Raw genomic sequence first — 15,777 nt, 5'->3', positions numbered from 1 at the left:
TTCGCCTATAGCAGGTTTCGGCCGCCTCAAGGCAAGCCAGCATGCAGGAGCCGTTTGATGACCAAGGCCGCCCCCTTCGTGTCGCGCGTGATGGAAGTCGAAAAGGACTGGATCGACTACAACGGCCACCTCAACATGGCCTATTACAACGTGCTCTTCGACCGCGCTTCCGACGAGGCTTTCGAAGTTATGGGGCTCGGCCCCGACTACGCGAAAGAGCGGGGTCTGACCATCTACTCGGCCGAGGTACACGTCTGCTACGTGCGGGAGTTGCACCTCGGTGACAAGGTCACCGTCACCTTCCACCTGCTCGACCACGACGAGAAGCGCCTGCGGGCCTACCAGGAGATCCGCCATGTCGACGGCTGGCTGGCCGCGACCTCGGAATCGCTCTCGCTGCATATCGACATGTCCGGCCCCAAGGTCGCCCCCTTCCCCGCCGACATCATGCCGAAGGTAGAGGCGATGCGCGGCGCGCACGCGCATCTTGCCATGCCCGCTCGCGCCGGCCGCTCGATCGGCATCGCGCGCAAGTCGAAATCAAGCTGAACGGAGGACCTGGCCGTGAGCGACCTGCAGCTTTCCCTCTGGACCTACCCGTGGGACGTAGCCGACCAGAGCGTCGAGCCTGTCATCGAGGAGGTGCGCGGCCTCGGCCTCAACACGGTGAGCCTCGCCACCTCCTACCATGCCGGGCGCTTCGTGCAGCCGCGCGGAAGGAGCCGAAAGAGCTACTTTCCCGAGGACGGCACCGTCTACTTCCGCCCATCCGCCGATCTCTGGACGGATGCGGTCATCCGGCCGAAAATGGCCGAACAGGTCGAGCGCGACGGCGACATGTTGCGCGCGCTCGTCGATGCCCGCGCCGCGTCCGGCGTGCGCACCTCCTGCTGGACGGTTTGCCTGCACAACACGCGGCTCGGCATGCTGCATCCCGACCATGTGGCCCGCAACGCCTTCGGCGACCCGAGCTTTTACAGCCTCTGCCCCTCCTCCCCGGCCGCCCGCGCCTACGCGCGCACGCTGGCGAAGGACATCTCGCAAGGCTACCGCCCCGACATGATCGAGCTCGAGACGCCGAGCTTCATGGGTTTTACCCACGGCTACCACCACGAAAAGGATGGCGTCGGCCTCACCCCGGAAGAGGATTTCTTCCTTTCCATCTGCTTCTGCGAGCATTGCCGCAACCGTGCGGCCGCCGATCGCGTCGATGCCAAGGCAGCCCGCCGCTGGGTCGAGGCGGCCATGGTGGAAGCGCTTGAGCGCGAGCGTCCCGAACGGACTTTTCCGGCCTTTCCCGACCAGGGCATCGAGGCATTCCGTTCGATCCCGGCGCTTCACGACTATCTGCGCTGGCGCGAAACCGTTGTGACCAGCCTCGTCGGGGAGATCCGCGCCGAAGCGCATCCCGACACCAAGGTGGTTGTGATCAGCGACGCTTCCACCTGGTATGCCGGCCTCGACCTCGAGGAAGTCGCCAGAGCCTGCGACGGGCTGCTCTTGTGCCTCTACGGCGCACCGACGTCCACCGTCGCCGGCATCGCCGACATGCGCCGCGCCATCGGTCCCAAAAAATTTCTCGGCGCGGGCTTCAGGCTCTTTCATCCGGAGATGACAGGTCCGGAAGAACTCGCCGAAGTCAGCGAGACCGCGATCGACGCGGGCGCCACCGGCGTCAACTACTACAACTTCGGACTGGTGCCGGCCAAGCGGCTGCAATGGATCAGGCAGGCGACGCTGTCGCTGTAGCAACAGGCGCGCGGCTCAGCCCGCCGCCCGTCGCCAGAACTCGACCACCCCGTCCTCCTTCCCGCTGATCGGGTCGGTCTCCGGCAGGGCCAGCTTGCCGATTGCCGCTGCGATCTCGGCGTCCGACATCTCGCCCGGCCTCACGATGTCGCCCTGCTGCCCTGGCGGATAGCCCCCGGCCATCTGGAATCCGGGCGACGCCGACAGCTTCTTGTGCCCCACGCCGGCCGGCACAATGGCCACGTCGCCGACCGAGACATCGGCGACGATCCCGTCGTCGCCGCCGAACCCGATCCTCGCCGTCCCCGAGACACACGACAGCACTTCGTGTCCCTTGGCGTGGAAATGCCAGAATGGGTAGACGGTGTACACCCACGTGCCTCCCCATCCGTTCATCTGGTAGAGCGCGCACGCGGCTTGGCCGTTGCGCGCCTCGACCGGTAACCCGCCCTTCCACACAATCAGCGGAAGATTGTTGTTGGGCATGCCGTTCGAGGGCCGGAAGTGATGAAGCTGGGGGCTGGACAAGATCGGTCTCGGACCTTCTACCCGAGCTTTTCCTTGAAGAACGCCACGCTGCGCTCCCAGGCGAGGTCGGCTGCCTCCTTGTTGTAGCGCGCTTCGGAGGTGTCATTGTTGAAGGCGTGCTGCGCGCCGTCATAGATGTGGATGGTGAATTCCTTTCCGTCCTCCTCCAGCGCCTTGCGATACGCCTCGATACCGGCGTTGATACGCTCGTCCTGCCCGGCATAGTGCAACAGCAGCGCCGCCTCGATCTTCGGCACATCGTCGGTATTTGCCTGCCGCCCGTAATAGGCGACGCCGGCCGCGAGATCCGGCGACGCGACCGCAAGCGCGTTCACCGTACCGCCGCCCCAGCAGAAACCGACCGCGCCGACCTTGCCGTTGGAGGCGTCGAGCCCCTTCAGGAACGCGATCGTCGCGACGCCGTTCGCCGCCGTCTTGGCGGCATCGAGTTGCTGGAACATCTCGCGCGCCTTCTCCTCGTCGGCAGGGGTGCCGCCCAGCGGCGAGAGAAAGTCCGGAGCGAGCGCGACGAAGCCCTCCAGCGCCATCCGCCGCGCGACATCGCGTATGTGCGCGTTCAGTCCGCGGTTCTCGTGGATGACGATCACAGCGCCGAGCTTGCCCGTCGCGTCGGCGGGCGTGACGAGATACCCCTTCATCTCGCCCTCTCCGCCGGCATAGGTGACGTCTTCCGCCTTCACGCGCGCGTCGTCCTCCGCCACGATCGCGGCCTGGGCGCTGTTGGCCGCAAGCATCGGCGCGATCACCGCGGCGGCCGCGCCCGAGCCGGCCAGTTTGCTCAGCTTCTCCATGAACCCGCGGCGGTCGAGCGTCAGATGGGTGTATTCGTCATAGGCGTCGATCATCGCCTGGGTGATCTGAGGTCGCGTCATGTCACTCCTCCGGTTTGGCCCTCGGGGAGGATAGGGAGCGATGCTGCCCGGTCCAATCACACAAGGGTGAATGCCGCGCCCCCACCGCGACGTGTTTTTCGCGCTCAGGCGGCCGGCGCTGCCGCCGGCGCATTTCCCCGCGCGCGCCGGAGCCGGCCGAGCCCGTAGGCGACGGCCAGCCCGCCAGCCATGATCGCTGCGCCGAGCAGCGGACGATACCAGAACCACGCCATCCCGATGGTGACGGTCCCGACAAGGATCGCGAGGAGCAGCGCCACGAGACCGGCGCCAAAGTCGATCAGTTTCCCGAGCGGCGGAATGACCGCCGCCACCACCCCGAGCGGGCCCATGATCATCGCGAACCCGACCCACAGGAAGATCAGCCCTGCCGTCCGTATCACCCACGTGATCAGGTTGTTTGCGGATTGGGCGTCGGCGAACATCTGCGCGGGCGATGCCGTGCCGGCCTCGACCATCAGCAGTTCGTCGCCGGCCTCCGTCTGGTAGGTGCCGAAGCCGTCGCCCTGTTGCCTGCCGATCAGGCTAGCGGGTCCCGCCGGCACGAGCCGGTACGAGATGCGGTAGTCGCCGACCGCCGGCGAGGCCGGATCACTGCCCAGATATATGCGGTTTTCGAGGACGCTGACGCGCTTGTCCCCGGCGAATGCGGCATCGATCGCGGCCGACCGGTCGGGCGCGATCGCCAGCGGCTTGTCGCCGCCGATCATCGCAATGATGCCCTGATCAAGTTCGAAGGCGCCGAGCCGCGCCGCCGGCACCTGGAAATCCTGGCCGATGATCTCCATCGGCGGGTTCTCGTGGCCAGAGGGCTTCTGGAAATCGGAGGAATCCACCGGCGAATCGTCCCATCCCTTGGAGTAGGAATAGGTCGTCACGGTCTCTTGGCTGCCACCCAGCTTGTCCTCGGTCTTCGACTGGGATTTTTCCTGCCACTGGTACATCTCGACGCGGCGCTCGAGCCTCAGCCCTTCGGCTGCGATGGCGAAGGTGGGATCGGCCGGCGTGTGGTCGGTGGTGACGCTGCCGGACACATGCACCAGCCTGTCGTCGTTCGCAGCGTCCACGCTATCGGCCGTGACCGAAACGACGACGCCGGCTCCCTCGGCCAGCGACCGCGCTGTCTGCACCGCCCTGCCCTCGTTCCAGAACAGCAGGAAGACCATTCCGGCGAGGAGCAGCAGCCCCACCAGAACGCCTATCACCGAATCCTTGAGCCGTGCGAACCACGACGTCCGCGTGGTCACGGTGAATGTGTCGCCCATCTGTTTCCCCAACCAGCCTTCGCCTCGGCGGCCCCCACGCCAATAGACACGAAAGCGTTTTGGGGAAAAGGCGTCAGGCGGGCAATTCCGCGATCGCGCCTGCGCCGTGTGCTTCAACCTGAAAGCTAGGCGGTCTTGCGCCGGTTTTGCTTCAGCAGGATCAGCCCGGCCAGCACGATGGCCGCCGCGCCGATCCAGACGGCGACGCCCGGAACGTCTCCAAACACGAGATAGCCGATGGCGACCGAGCCGATCAGTTCAAGATAGACCAGTGGGGCCAGCGTCGACGCCTCGGCATAGCGGAAGGCCAGGATGCCGAGGATGTGGCAGGCGGCCGAAATGATGCCCAGCGCCAGGAAGAGCCCGAGTTCGTCCAGGCCGGGTGTGGACCACGTCCAAACCGCCTGCGGTGTCAGGATCAGCGTGCCGAGCGCGCATTGGAAGGCCAGCGTCTTCAACGGATCGCTGGCCTGCGACGCAAGCCTCGCTGCGATCATGTAGAGCCCGAAGCAAGCGCCAGAAACCAGAGCGAGCACGAGGCCGAGATCGACCGCACCGCCGCTGGGCCCGACGATGACCAGGGTGCCGAAGACAGCCAGCGCAAGGCTTGCGACCTTCACCAGCGTCAATGGCTCCCGCAGGAACACCACCGCGAGCGCCATGGCCACGATCGGCCCCACGAAAAACGCGGTGATCGCATTTCCCAGGGGAATCAAGGAGATGGCGAGGAAATAGAAGGTCATCGCGGTAATCATCAGCACCGTGCGCAAGACATGCACGCCGAGCTGCTCCCCCGGAAACACCCTCCACCCGAAGCGCGCTGCGACCAGCGGCAGCACGATGGCGCAGGCCACCGAGTAGCGGGCCCAGCTGACGTACAGCGGCGAATGGTCGGCGCTGAGGTGCTTGGCGATGCCGTCGACCGAGGGAACGACCAGCGAAACCACTGCCATCAGGCCAATGCCGAGCCAGGCGGACCTCAATCCATCATGCGCAATATGCAATGTCGAAGCGTGCTCCAAGTACAAGCGCCAGCCGGAGAGTTCCAACCGCGCGCTGCCTTCCAGCATCCGGCGGCCCGGCCCGATAGCGCCAGCGATGGAGTGCGGTCGATCCAGCCGTTCGGCTTCCGCTGGCGGGACGCCCCGGAGCCGCATTTCGCAAGACGGATCATCGACCGGATCACCCTCGACAAGCTGATTCGGGTCGCCCGCCTTGCGTCGCCCAGTATCGATCTGCCGTTTGACTTTGCCACGGATACCCTTTCTCGCCCGCGCTTTTAATGAACAAGAAACGCTTTCGAATGGTGCAGATGTCTGTGCGACCGCGAGCGGCCGCACCTTCCTGTCGAGAGTTTTGTCGCGGCGCTTGATCTCGCAATCGGCTCATTTATGGTCTGCACCAGATTGAGGGGAAAATCCGATGTTGTTGTCGCGCAGGGAAGTCGTGCTTGGCGGGATTGCGGCTGCCGTCTTGCATGCAGGTGAAGCGAGCGCCGCCGCCAAGGACTGGTTTAGCGGTACAGCCGCCGACAACGGCTTCACCTACAGGAAGACCAATTTTTCCAAGGTCAACCCGAAATGGCGCCGGCAGGTGGTCAAGTATTACTCGAGCGAACCGGTCGGAACCGTCGTCGTCGATACCCGCCACCACTTCCTCTACCTGATCATGGAGAACAAGACGGCTATCCGCTACGGCGTCGGCGTCGGCAAGGAAGGCTTCAAGTGGTTCGGCCGCTCCACCGTCGACCGCAAGGCGCTGTGGCCGAAATGGACGCCGCCGCCGGCGATGCGACAGCGCAATCCCGATCTTCCGGAATCGGTCGCGGGCGGGTCGCCCAGCAACCCGCTTGGTCCACGCGCGCTCTATCTGCACCGTGACGGCGCCGACACCGGCTATCGCTTCCACGGCACCATCCAGCCCTGGAGCATCGGCACGGACGCCTCCAGCGGCTGCATCCGCATGTTCAACGAGGACGTGATCGACCTTTACCAGCGTTGCCCCATCGGCACCGCGACCCAGGTGCTCCCGCACATCGCCGACCAGGCCGACCGCTCGCAGGCGCTGGCCGATCTGGATGCGGGAGCCCCGCAATGAGGTTCGCCGCGCTCCGCCTTCTCGCAACCGCCGGGCTGCTCGCCCTTGTCGCTGCCTGTTCGACGACCACCGCCATGAATCCGTCGGCGGAGGAACCGCCACCCCCGGTTTCCACCACACCGAACGAGACCAACCAGCCCGCCCCCGGCTTCGAGAAGATGCAGGCGGGCACCGAGGAAGACTTCATCCTCAATGTCGGCCGCCGCATCTACTTCACCGCGGACTCGGCTGCCCTCGACTCGGTCGCCAAGGCGACGCTCGACAGCCAGGCCGCGTGGCTCAACCAGAACCCGAAATGGCTCATCAAACTGCAGGGTTTCGCTGACGATTCCGGCGGATCGGGCTCTCAGGTCGCGCTGTCCCAGAAGCGCGCAGACGCGGTGATGAGCTATCTCGCCACCGCCGGCGTTGATCCGGCCCGCATGTGGGCGAAGGGCTACGGCAAGGACCGCGAGGTCCGCAACTGCAGCGAACGGTCGTGCAAGGTGCAGAACAGGCGCGTCGTCGCCAACCTGCGCACGGTCCGCGACACCTGAGGGCCTTACGGGCTCGGGCATCACTTTGCCCGGGCCCTGGTGCCGCACCGATCTGGGCGACCGCGTTGGTGAGCCAGTATCTTTTGTCTTGCCTGGACTACCAACGGAGCGCCATGAAGCCTTGTCGGGTCGCAGGTGCTCGGCTACGCCTTGCGCCATGACAACGCACAGCTTCACCGCCACCGCCTGGTCGAATGTACTGGGCACCCTGCCCCCCGCCCTCACCATCGCTTCGGGCGACACCGTCATCACCGAGACAATCGACGCCCACGGCTTCGACAAGGACGGCGTGCAGCGCGCCCCGGAGCCGAACCCGATGAACGGCCCGATCTTCGTGACCGGGGCCGAGCCGGGCGACGCGCTGAAGGTCGAGATCGTCCGAATGACGCCGATCCGGGCTACGGGCTGGACCCGCGCCTCGCTGGCCGCCAACGTCGTCGATCCGGAGTTCGTTCGAGGCCTCCCGCCGCGCGACAAGGTGAATTGGCGGATCGACCGGCAGGCGCTGACGGTGACGCCGGATCCGGCGGTGCCGGGCCTCGAGGAATTCGTGCTGCCGCTCGAGCCGATGATCGGCTGCTTCGGCGTCGCGCCCGCCTATGGGCAGGCGTTCTCCACCGCGACCAGCGCCGAGAACGGCGGCAACATGGACTACCGGGGCTTCTGCCCCGGCGCGACGGTCTGGTTCCCCGTCGCCGTGCCCGGCGCGCTGTTCTTCCTCGGTGACTGCCACGCCACCCAGGGCGACGGCGAGATCGTCGGGACCGGCATCGAGACCTGCTTCGAGGTCGAGGTGCGCCTGACGGTCGAGAAGGGCCGCAATCTCGTGTGGCCGCGCGGCGAAAACGCCACCGACATTTTCTCGATCGGCAATGCGAGGCCGCTCGACCAGGCGCTGCAGCACGCCACGACCGACATGTTCAACTGGTTGACGGGCGACTACGGCCTGAGCCCTGCAGCCGCCAGCCATCTCATGGGACAGGTCGTCCGTTACGACGTCGGCAACGTCTTCGATCCGGCCTACACGATGGCGTGCCGCATCGAGAAGAAATGGCTGCCGAAGCGCTGACGGCCCGGGCCGTCTCGGCGCTTTCCCGCCCTAATCGCCGGTCCTTGCCTCCAGAAACCTGATCCGGTTGCCGAACGGGTCGATCACGGTGCATTCGAGCCCCCAGTCCTGCCGCTCGAGCCCCGGCCGGTTGTATTTGTAGGGCTTGCCGACCAGCTGCTTCTGCCAGGCCTCGACGCCCTCCATGTAGACCAGGCAGGTTGCGCCCGGACTGGCGTCGCCTGAATGCTCGCTGAGGTGCAGCTTCATGCCTCCGAGCGAAACCTGGCAGTAGAGCGGCATCTGGGGAGCAAAGCGGTGCTCCCAGTCGATCTCCATGCCTAGCCAGCCGACGTAGAATTCCCGCGCCTTGTCCTCGTCGAAGATGCGCAGGATCGGCACCGGCTGCGTGAAGGCGATTGCGGGCTCCGCGCCGTGTGCCGCCCTCTCCTGCCCGTCCGCTTCCTCACTCTCGATCTTCGCCGCCAGCACGTTCCAGCTCTCCGTGCCGAACTGCCGCGCCACGACCTCCAGCGCCTCGCTGTGCGAGACGGTCAGTCCCTTGATGCCCAAGGCCTCGCGCATGGCTTTCGCCATCGCCTTCGCGTCCCGAAAAGTCCGCATGTCGTTCCAATCCTTCGCCGCCGATGGACGTGCCGCACAGCGCCCGCATTGCCGTCGCGCCCATCGGTCCGGATGGATCGGGGAAAGACGTGGTCATCTGGATGCGTTCGCCATGCTCTTTGGGAGCGCGGGCTGCCGGCCGCATCCGGCCGTCGCCGGAAAACTCGCACTGCCGCCCGGCCGCGTCAAGGCGCGGACCCGCCCGGCGGTGATCGTGCAACGATCCACAGGCTCGCATTGACTTCGAGAACAAACCATAGACGAAGCTGGCCTTTTGACCTCGAATCACTACATTCGCGAGAGATGTCCGGATTCCCCAACGATATGCCCTTCTTCGACGAGGAGCCCGCGCCCCGCGGCGGCGAGGCTCCGCGCGCGCCCGCGTCCGGCATAGCCGCCCGAGCGCTCGCCGCGCGGCAGGGCCACAACACTCCGCCCGACTACCTGAAGGGCCTCAATCCCGAGCAGCGGCTCGCAGTCGAGACGACGGAAGGCCCGGTGCTCGTGCTCGCCGGAGCCGGCACCGGCAAGACGCGCGTGCTCACCACCCGCATCGCCCACATCCTCGCCACCGGTCGCGCCTATCCGAGCCAGATCCTGGCCGTCACCTTCACCAACAAGGCGGCGCGCGAGATGAAACAGCGCATTGGCCTGCTGGTCGGCGAGCAGGTCGAGGGGATGCCGTGGCTCGGCACCTTCCACTCGATCGGTGTAAAACTCCTGCGCCGCCATGCCGAACTAGCCGGCCTGAAGTCGGGCTTCACCATCCTCGACACCGACGACGTCATTCGCCTGCTGAAGCAGCTCATCCAGGCTGAGGGGCTGGACGACAAGCGCTGGCCGGCCCGCACCTTCGCCAACATGATCGACGGCTGGAAGAACAAGGGCCTGGGGCCCAAGGAGATCCCCGAGGGCGACGCCCGCTCCTTCGCCAACGGCAAGGGCCGCGAACTCTACGCCGCCTACCAGGACCGCCTGCAGACGCTGAACGCCTGCGACTTCGGCGACCTGCTCTGCCACCCGATCCGAATTTTCCGCGCGCAACCGGACGTGCTCGCCGAGTACCACCGCAAGTTCAAGTACATCCTGGTCGACGAGTACCAGGACACCAACACCGCGCAGTACATGTGGCTGCGGCTGCTCGCGCAGCGATCGAAATCGGCGGGCGGCGCCAACTCCCAGGCCGAAGGCCGAGCGCGCGACCGCGCGCCGGGCGATGTTTCGCCCGCCCCCGCGGAGGCCAGCGAGCGAAGCAAGCGCTCGGCCGTGAGCGTAAATATCTGCTGCGTCGGGGACGACGACCAGTCGATCTACGGCTGGCGCGGAGCCGAGGTCGACAACATCCTGCGCTTCGACAAGGATTTTCCGGGCGCCACCGTCGTCCGGCTGGAGCGCAACTATCGCTCGACCGCCCATATCCTGGGCGCGGCCTCGCATCTCATCGCCCACAACGAGGGCCGTCTCGGCAAGACGCTGTTCACCGAGCACCCCTCGCCTGACGACCCGAAAGTCAATGTCCACGCCGCCTGGGATTCGGAGGAGGAGGCGCGCGCGGTCGGCGAGGAGATCGAGGCGCTGCAGCGCAGCGGGCACAATCTGAACGACATGGCGATCCTGGTGCGCGCCTCGTTCCAGATGCGCGAGTTCGAAGACCGCTTCGTCACCATGGGCCTCAACTACCGCGTCATCGGCGGCCCCCGCTTCTATGAGCGGCAGGAGATCCGCGACGCGATGGCCTATTTCCGCGTGGTCGCGCAAGGCGCGGACGACCTCGCCTTCGAGCGCATCGTGAATGTCCCGAAGCGCGGCCTCGGCGAAGCGACCATCCGCCAGATCCACGATACCGCGCGCGCCATGCGCATCCCCATGCTGGCCGCTGCCGCCAACCTCGCCGAGAGCGACGAACTGAAGCCGAAGCCGCGCGCAGCACTGCGCGAGGTCGCGGCCAACTTCGCCCGCTGGCAGGAGATGCTGGACACCAAACCCCACACCGAGCTCGCCGAGATCATCCTGGAGGAGTCCGGCTACACCGACATGTGGAAGAACGACCGCTCGGCCGAGGCGCCGGGCCGGCTCGAAAACCTCAAGGAGCTGATCCGCTCCATGGAGGAATACGAGTCGCTGCGCTCCTTCCTCGAGCACGTCGCGCTGGTCATGGACGCCGAGCAGAACGAGGATATGGACGCCGTGTCCATCATGACGCTGCATTCGGCCAAGGGCCTGGAATTCGAGACGGTCTTCCTGCCCGGCTGGGAGGAAGGCCTGTTTCCCCACCAGCGCGCATTGGACGAAGGCGGCCGTTCGGGTCTGGAGGAGGAACGCCGCCTCGCCTATGTTGGCCTCACCCGGGCCAAGAAGAACCTGCACCTCTGGTTCGTCTCCAATCGCCGCATCCACGGGCTCTGGCAGTCGACCATCCCGTCGCGCTTCCTCGATGAGCTTCCCGAGGCCCATGTCGAAATCAGCGAGGGCGGCTCCTCCTACGGTGGCTACGGCAATTCCTATGGCGGATCTGGCCGCGGCGGCTTCCGCGAACCGGGCCGCCAGAACCCCTACGGGGCCTCGCGCTTCGATTCGGTCGGCGAAAAGTCCTTCTCGAACAGCTATTCGACGCCCGGCTGGGCTCGCGCCCAGGCGAACCGCACGGAGGCGACCGACCGCAACTGGGGCTCGCGCTCCGGCCACCAAGTCGAGCGCATCGGCTATGGCGAAACCGATTCCGGCTACGGCGCCGGCCGCGGCTCGGTGAAGGGCCGCACCATCGATGGCGAGCTGGTCGCGAAATCCGTCTCCGACACTCCGTCCGCCTTCCATGTCGGCGACCGCGTGTTCCACCAGAAGTTCGGAAACGGCAACATATCGGCCATCGAAGGCAACAAGCTCACCATCGACTTCGACAAGGCCGGCCAGAAGAAGGTGCTCGACGGGTTCGTCACCGCCGTGTGAACTTTCTCCCCGTCGTCACGTCGCTCCGCACACATCCGCGTGAGTGGACTTTGGGGACGCCATCGGTTAGCCAACCCCGGCAAACATCCATCTGGACATTTCCCCCGGACCCTCCTTTGTCGCGCTATCGCAGTATTTTCGGCCTTCTCGCCCTCATCTTCGTCGTCTGCGCCGCAGTCGAACTCGTGCTGCGCTGGTCCGGCGCCGGCGTGTCACTGACGGACACGAGGGGCGTCGGACAGGTCGGGCTGTTCGTCATCATCATCCCGTTCCTGATCGGTTTCGCGGCTAGGCGCGGCGGCGGGCCACTCGTCTTCATGAAGCCCTACAACGCCAATTTCGGCCGCGCCCTGGCCGGTTTCGCGGCGATGTGGGTCCAGGCCGTCCTGCTGATGATCATTGCCTATGCCCTTCTCAGCTGGATGGGCTATGTCTCGTGGTCGCAGGAAGCCTGGGCGAATTTCTCGCTCACTCTGCTCCGCAAGACGATCACCGCGCTGCTGGTGGTCGTGGTCCTCGCCTATACCGAGGAGATGATCTTCCGCGCCTTCGTCATGCGCCACCTGAGATACAACGGCACGTTCTGGGTCGGCTTCTGGGCGGTGGTCATCGGGTCGGCGATCTTCTCCGTGACCCATCTGATCTCCTACAAGGACGCGTGGACGCTCTGGGATGTCGGCGGGCTGCTGTTCGGGCTATGGCTGCTGGGCTCACTGTTTGCGATCACCTACATCGCGACCGGCTCCATCGCCTGCTCCATGGGCGTTCATGCAGGCCTGCTCGGGTTCAAGGTTTTCCTGCGCCGCACCGACCTGCTCGTCTACCAGCCCGACGTCTGGTGGCTCGGCGGCACCGAGGACATCCGCATGGCGCCGATCAGCTGGCTGCTGATGATCCTCATCGCGGCGATCACCTGGGCCACGCGCCACCAGTTGCGGAAGCATTTTTATATCGAGCCCGCCATCGCCGATTGGGACAAGCCCGGCAGGGCGACAACCGACCGGACCTCGACTACCCGGAACTGACGGTCGTTCGCAGCCGGCAGACCTCCAAGGTTCCCCGCGGCGGTTATTCGCCCCAGCGGTCCAGAAAAGCCTCGATCGGCAAGGCCTGCATGTCTGGGATGGCGTCCGCCAGTCTGTCCAGCGGCCAGTCCCACCAGGCCAGCGCCTCAATCCTGGCGCTGATTTCCTCCGAAAACCGTCTTCGCACCGCGCGCGCAGGCACACCCGCGACAATCGTATACGCCGGCACATCGCGCCGGACGACGGCATTGGCACCAACGATCGCACCGTTGCCGATGGTGACGCCGGGCAGGATGACGGCGCCATGCCCGATCCACACGTCGTGACCGATGACAACCGCCTTCGCCTGCCGCCGCTGCCTGAAGCCCTGGTCGACGCCGAGATAGCGAAAATATTCGTTCGGCCGATAGCTCACCTTGTGTGTGGTCAGCCGTTCCACCGGGTGTTCGAGCGCGTTGATGCGCGTGTCTGCGGCAATCGAGCAGAATTTTCCGATGGTCGTGTAGATGGCTTCGGCGTGGCGCTCGAAATAGGTAAAATCGCCGACCGTCACCTCGCGCAGGATGACGCGCTCGCCGATCGCGGCAAATCTTCCCAGCCGGCAGGACTTCAGCTCCGCCGTGGGATGCGCGCGCGGCTCGGGGTCCTTGAACCTCAGATCGGCGGGATCGTCCATGCGCCGGCTTTACGCCGCCGGCATCGACGCGGCAAGTCAGCCCGGCTTGCCGTTCTTCCAGTTCACCTGCTGCCCATAGAGCGGCACGGTGGTGATCGACATTTTCGCCGAGCCGTCCTGCACCTGCCGCGAATGCGAGAGGTAGATGAGCGTTTCGTTGGCCTTGTCGTAGATGCGGTTCACGACCTGCTTCTTCCAGATCAGGCTGATCCCCTGCTTGAAGACCTCTTCGCCTTCTTCGCTGAGGTCGATGTCGCCGATCGAGATCGGCCCAGTCTGCCGGCAGGAAATGGAGGAATCGGAGGGGTCCTCGAACCAGTTCCCCTTCTGCAGCCGGTCGATCACTCCGCGATCGAAATAGGAAACGTGGCAGGTGACGCCCTCCACTTCCGGATCCTTGACCGCCTCGATGATGATGTCGTTGCCGAGCCAGTCGACGCCGACCTTGCCGACCTCCTGGGCCGCGGCCGGCATGATCGCGGCGGCGAAAAGGCCCGCGAAGGCGAAGGATGAAGCGATTCGGCGCATCTGCGTCTCCAGAATTTGCATGCATCTCACTTGGTGATTGGGAACAACGGCCGCAATGCGATACCGATCCGCCGCCCCGCGCCCACGACAATGTGCAGTCCTCGCGACAGAGTGGCTACTTTTGCAAAGAACCCAGACGGGCTAGATAGAAGGCATGTTGGGCACCAGCACACCGGCACAGACTGTCTCCCGGATCATCCTTGCCGTTGTCGTCCTTGCGGCCGCCACGGGTGCGACCTTTGCCGCCTGGATCGACAACGACGCCGGCATCTTCCGCGCCTTGATCGAATCCGGCCTGTCCTGGTGCTTCTAGAACCCCGCCGAAGCGCAAGTCGGAACCTATTTTCATGATGCGATCGATCCTCATCGGCATTCTCGTCCTTATGGCGGTAGGCGTCGGCTTCCTGACTTTCGACTGGTATCGCCGGCAGAACAGCGGCGAGCCCTATGGCGCAGCCTTCACGCTGACCGACCATACCAATGCGCCGATCACGGAAGCGGCCTTTCGCGGCAAGCCGAGCGCGATCTTCTTCGGCTTCACCCATTGCCCGGAAGTCTGCCCGACGACGCTCGTCGAGATGGATGGCTGGCTGAAGCAGCTCGGCGACGAGGGCAAGGACATCCGCGCCTATTTCGTGACCATCGACCCCGAGCGCGACACGCCGGAGGTGATGAAGAACTACGTCACCAACGTCTCCGACCGCATCACCGGCATCACCGGCGAACCGGACAAGGTCTTCGCCATGGCGAAATCCTTCGGCATATTCTGGCGCAAGGTCGATCTCGGCGGCGGCGAATACAACATGGACCACACTGCGTCCGTCGTGCTCCTCAATGGCGCAGGCGACTTCGCCGGCACCATCGCCTATGAGGAAAACCGCGACACGGCCGTTGCAAAGTTGAAGCGCCTCGCGGCAAAAGGCTGAAGGCCGCAAAACGCCGCCGGCCGTTCCGCCTGGATTTCATATGATGCCGCAGACGCGATTGTTCCTCGCCCTGAAGGGCGCCGATGCCCGGCGCGCCTTTGACGCACTTGAGCAGGTCTTCGAAGAGGACGGGCTGCCGCTGCTCATCCACGAGATCGATGAGGCAGGCGATCTGCACGAGGTCTCGATCTACGATCCTGGCGGGACTCACGACATCGAAGAGCGGATGCAGCGGACGCTGCGCGAGATAGGTCTGCCGCAGGACATCGACCGCGAAATCCTGGAAGACATCGACTGGGTGACGAAATCACTCGAAGGGCTGAAGCCTGTCCGTGCGGGTCGTTTCCTCGTTCACGGCGCGCATGACCGCGACAAGCGCCGCATCGGCGACATCGGGATCGAGATCGAGGCCGGCCTGGCCTTCGGAACCGGGCATCACGGCACCACCGCCGGTTGCCTCGACATGCTCTCAAGGGTGATGAAGCGCGAAAATCCGCGCAACGCCCTCGACCTCGGCACCGGCAGCGCGGTCCTGGCGATCGCCGTCGCCAAGCTGGCCCGCATTCCGGTGCTCGCCACCGACATCGATCCGGTTGCCACCCGGGTCGCGGCCGAGAACGTGGCGCTGAACGGCGTGACGGATCTGGTGCGCGCCGTCACGGCGCCCGGCTTCCATCATCCAGCCTTCGCCGCCAGCGCGCCCTTCGACCTCATCGTCGCCAACATCCTGGCGCGCCCCTTGATGGGGCTGGCGCCGGACATGTCGCGCCACCTGTCCGGCGGCGGATCGCTGATCCTGTCAGGCATCCTCGATCGGCAGCGCGATGCGGTGGTATCGGCCTATGTCGGCCAGCGTTTCCGCCACGTCAGGACCGATCACCGCGAAGGCTGGGTGACGATCCACCTGAAACGGTGACG

17 protein-coding genes are annotated in these 15,777 nt (G+C 65.4%); 10 read left to right on the top strand and 7 right to left on the bottom strand.

The window, feature by feature from the left end; translation table 11 throughout:
* Positions 1–57: 57 nt before the first annotated feature.
* Complete coding sequence (locus PD284_RS11710) at positions 58–549, top strand: thioesterase family protein (protein ID WP_274628373.1); 492 nt, start codon at positions 58–60, stop codon at positions 547–549.
* Positions 550–573: 24 nt separating this feature from the next.
* Positions 574–1,749, top strand: coding sequence for a hypothetical protein (locus PD284_RS11705; RefSeq protein WP_274630611.1), 1,176 nt, complete (start codon positions 574–576; stop codon positions 1,747–1,749).
* A 15-nt stretch (positions 1,750–1,764) separates the two neighbouring features.
* Here PD284_RS11705 and PD284_RS11700 read toward each other — a convergent pair whose 3' ends face one another.
* From PD284_RS11700 to PD284_RS11685, 4 genes are all read right to left on the bottom strand, one after another.
* Positions 1,765–2,277 (bottom strand): cupin domain-containing protein, encoded by a 513-nt coding sequence (locus tag PD284_RS11700; protein WP_274628372.1) that lies wholly within the window; start codon positions 2,275–2,277, stop codon positions 1,765–1,767.
* A 17-nt stretch (positions 2,278–2,294) separates the two neighbouring features.
* Complete coding sequence (locus PD284_RS11695; protein WP_274628371.1) at positions 2,295–3,170, bottom strand: dienelactone hydrolase family protein; 876 nt, start codon at positions 3,168–3,170, stop codon at positions 2,295–2,297.
* 104 nt (positions 3,171–3,274) lie between these two features.
* Positions 3,275–4,453, bottom strand: a complete 1,179-nt coding sequence (locus tag PD284_RS11690; RefSeq protein WP_274628370.1) for a TMEM43 family protein — start codon at positions 4,451–4,453, stop codon at positions 3,275–3,277.
* Between the two features lie 125 nt (positions 4,454–4,578).
* Positions 4,579–5,793: a DMT family transporter gene (locus PD284_RS11685; RefSeq protein WP_274628369.1), complete on the bottom strand. Its 1,215-nt coding sequence runs from the start codon at positions 5,791–5,793 to the stop codon at positions 4,579–4,581.
* Between the two features lie 82 nt (positions 5,794–5,875).
* On the opposite strand from PD284_RS11685, the gene PD284_RS11680 reads away from it, so the two are divergent.
* From PD284_RS11680 to PD284_RS11670, 3 genes are all read left to right on the top strand, one after another.
* A complete protein-coding gene (locus tag PD284_RS11680; protein ID WP_274628368.1) occupies positions 5,876–6,550 on the top strand; it encodes a L,D-transpeptidase in 675 nt (224 codons plus the stop codon).
* Positions 6,547–7,086, top strand: a complete 540-nt coding sequence (locus PD284_RS11675; protein ID WP_274628367.1) for an OmpA family protein — start codon at positions 6,547–6,549, stop codon at positions 7,084–7,086. Before PD284_RS11680 ends, PD284_RS11675 begins: the two co-directional genes overlap by 4 nt.
* A gap of 157 nt (positions 7,087–7,243) precedes the next feature.
* Entirely contained in the window at positions 7,244–8,155 is a 912-nt protein-coding gene (locus PD284_RS11670) for an acetamidase/formamidase family protein (RefSeq protein ID WP_274628366.1), read from the top strand.
* A 30-nt stretch (positions 8,156–8,185) separates the two neighbouring features.
* On the opposite strand, the gene PD284_RS11665 is transcribed toward PD284_RS11670, so the two are convergent.
* Entirely contained in the window at positions 8,186–8,758 is a 573-nt protein-coding gene (locus PD284_RS11665) for a glyoxalase superfamily protein (RefSeq protein WP_274628365.1), read from the bottom strand.
* 303 nt (positions 8,759–9,061) lie between these two features.
* Here PD284_RS11665 and PD284_RS11660 point away from each other — a divergent pair, with 303 nt between their 5' ends.
* Both PD284_RS11660 and PD284_RS11655 read left to right on the top strand, forming a co-directional pair.
* Positions 9,062–11,704, top strand: coding sequence for an ATP-dependent helicase (locus tag PD284_RS11660; RefSeq protein WP_274628364.1), 2,643 nt, complete (start codon positions 9,062–9,064; stop codon positions 11,702–11,704).
* Between the two features lie 116 nt (positions 11,705–11,820).
* On the top strand, positions 11,821–12,729 hold the full coding sequence (locus PD284_RS11655) for a CPBP family intramembrane glutamic endopeptidase (protein WP_274628363.1): 909 nt from the start codon (positions 11,821–11,823) through the stop codon (positions 12,727–12,729).
* 43 nt (positions 12,730–12,772) lie between these two features.
* Here PD284_RS11655 and PD284_RS11650 read toward each other — a convergent pair whose 3' ends face one another.
* On the bottom strand, positions 12,773–13,405 hold the full coding sequence (locus tag PD284_RS11650; RefSeq protein WP_274628362.1) for an LbetaH domain-containing protein: 633 nt from the start codon (positions 13,403–13,405) through the stop codon (positions 12,773–12,775).
* Positions 13,406–13,441: 36 nt separating this feature from the next.
* On the bottom strand, positions 13,442–13,933 hold the full coding sequence (locus PD284_RS11645) for a CreA family protein (protein ID WP_411956195.1): 492 nt from the start codon (positions 13,931–13,933) through the stop codon (positions 13,442–13,444).
* 154 nt (positions 13,934–14,087) lie between these two features.
* Between PD284_RS11645 and PD284_RS11640 the strand changes: the two genes are divergently transcribed.
* From PD284_RS11640 to PD284_RS11630, 3 genes are read left to right on the top strand one after another with little or no spacing between them, the layout of a single operon-like run.
* Positions 14,088–14,246, top strand: coding sequence for a hypothetical protein (locus PD284_RS11640; protein WP_274628361.1), 159 nt, complete (start codon positions 14,088–14,090; stop codon positions 14,244–14,246).
* 34 nt (positions 14,247–14,280) lie between these two features.
* Positions 14,281–14,859 carry an SCO family protein gene (locus PD284_RS11635; protein ID WP_274628360.1) on the top strand — a complete coding sequence of 193 codons (579 nt, stop codon included), beginning with the start codon at positions 14,281–14,283 and terminating at the stop codon, positions 14,857–14,859.
* Between the two features lie 43 nt (positions 14,860–14,902).
* A complete protein-coding gene (locus tag PD284_RS11630; RefSeq protein ID WP_274628359.1) occupies positions 14,903–15,775 on the top strand; it encodes a 50S ribosomal protein L11 methyltransferase in 873 nt (290 codons plus the stop codon).
* Positions 15,776–15,777 lie beyond the last annotated feature (2 nt).

It is taken from the genome of Mesorhizobium shangrilense, from assembly GCF_028826155.1.
GTDB lineage: Bacteria > Pseudomonadota > Alphaproteobacteria > Rhizobiales > Rhizobiaceae > Arvimicrobium > Arvimicrobium flavum.
Note: the sequence above shows the minus strand (reverse complement) of the source record. Positions and strands in the feature narration are given on the sequence as shown.

What these genes read in the sequence shown, in the direction of transcription:
- PD284_RS11710 (WP_274628373.1), top strand. Translation starts at nt 58, where the DNA reads ATGACCAAGGCCGCCCCCTTCGTGTCGCGCGTGATGGAAGTCGAAAAG.
- PD284_RS11695 (WP_274628371.1), bottom strand. Translation starts at nt 3,170, where the DNA reads ATGACGCGACCTCAGATCACCCAGGCGATGATCGACGCCTATGACGAA.
- PD284_RS11690 (WP_274628370.1), bottom strand. Translation starts at nt 4,453, where the DNA reads ATGGGCGACACATTCACCGTGACCACGCGGACGTCGTGGTTCGCACGG.
- PD284_RS11680 (WP_274628368.1), top strand. Translation starts at nt 5,876, where the DNA reads ATGTTGTTGTCGCGCAGGGAAGTCGTGCTTGGCGGGATTGCGGCTGCC.
- PD284_RS11675 (WP_274628367.1), top strand. Translation starts at nt 6,547, where the DNA reads ATGAGGTTCGCCGCGCTCCGCCTTCTCGCAACCGCCGGGCTGCTCGCC.
- PD284_RS11670 (WP_274628366.1), top strand. Translation starts at nt 7,244, where the DNA reads ATGACAACGCACAGCTTCACCGCCACCGCCTGGTCGAATGTACTGGGC.
- PD284_RS11665 (WP_274628365.1), bottom strand. Translation starts at nt 8,758, where the DNA reads ATGCGGACTTTTCGGGACGCGAAGGCGATGGCGAAAGCCATGCGCGAG.
- PD284_RS11660 (WP_274628364.1), top strand. Translation starts at nt 9,062, where the DNA reads ATGTCCGGATTCCCCAACGATATGCCCTTCTTCGACGAGGAGCCCGCG.
- PD284_RS11650 (WP_274628362.1), bottom strand. Translation starts at nt 13,405, where the DNA reads ATGGACGATCCCGCCGATCTGAGGTTCAAGGACCCCGAGCCGCGCGCG.
- PD284_RS11645 (WP_411956195.1), bottom strand. Translation starts at nt 13,933, where the DNA reads ATGCGCCGAATCGCTTCATCCTTCGCCTTCGCGGGCCTTTTCGCCGCC.
- PD284_RS11640 (WP_274628361.1), top strand. Translation starts at nt 14,088, where the DNA reads ATGTTGGGCACCAGCACACCGGCACAGACTGTCTCCCGGATCATCCTT.
- PD284_RS11635 (WP_274628360.1), top strand. Translation starts at nt 14,281, where the DNA reads ATGATGCGATCGATCCTCATCGGCATTCTCGTCCTTATGGCGGTAGGC.
- PD284_RS11630 (WP_274628359.1), top strand. Translation starts at nt 14,903, where the DNA reads ATGCCGCAGACGCGATTGTTCCTCGCCCTGAAGGGCGCCGATGCCCGG.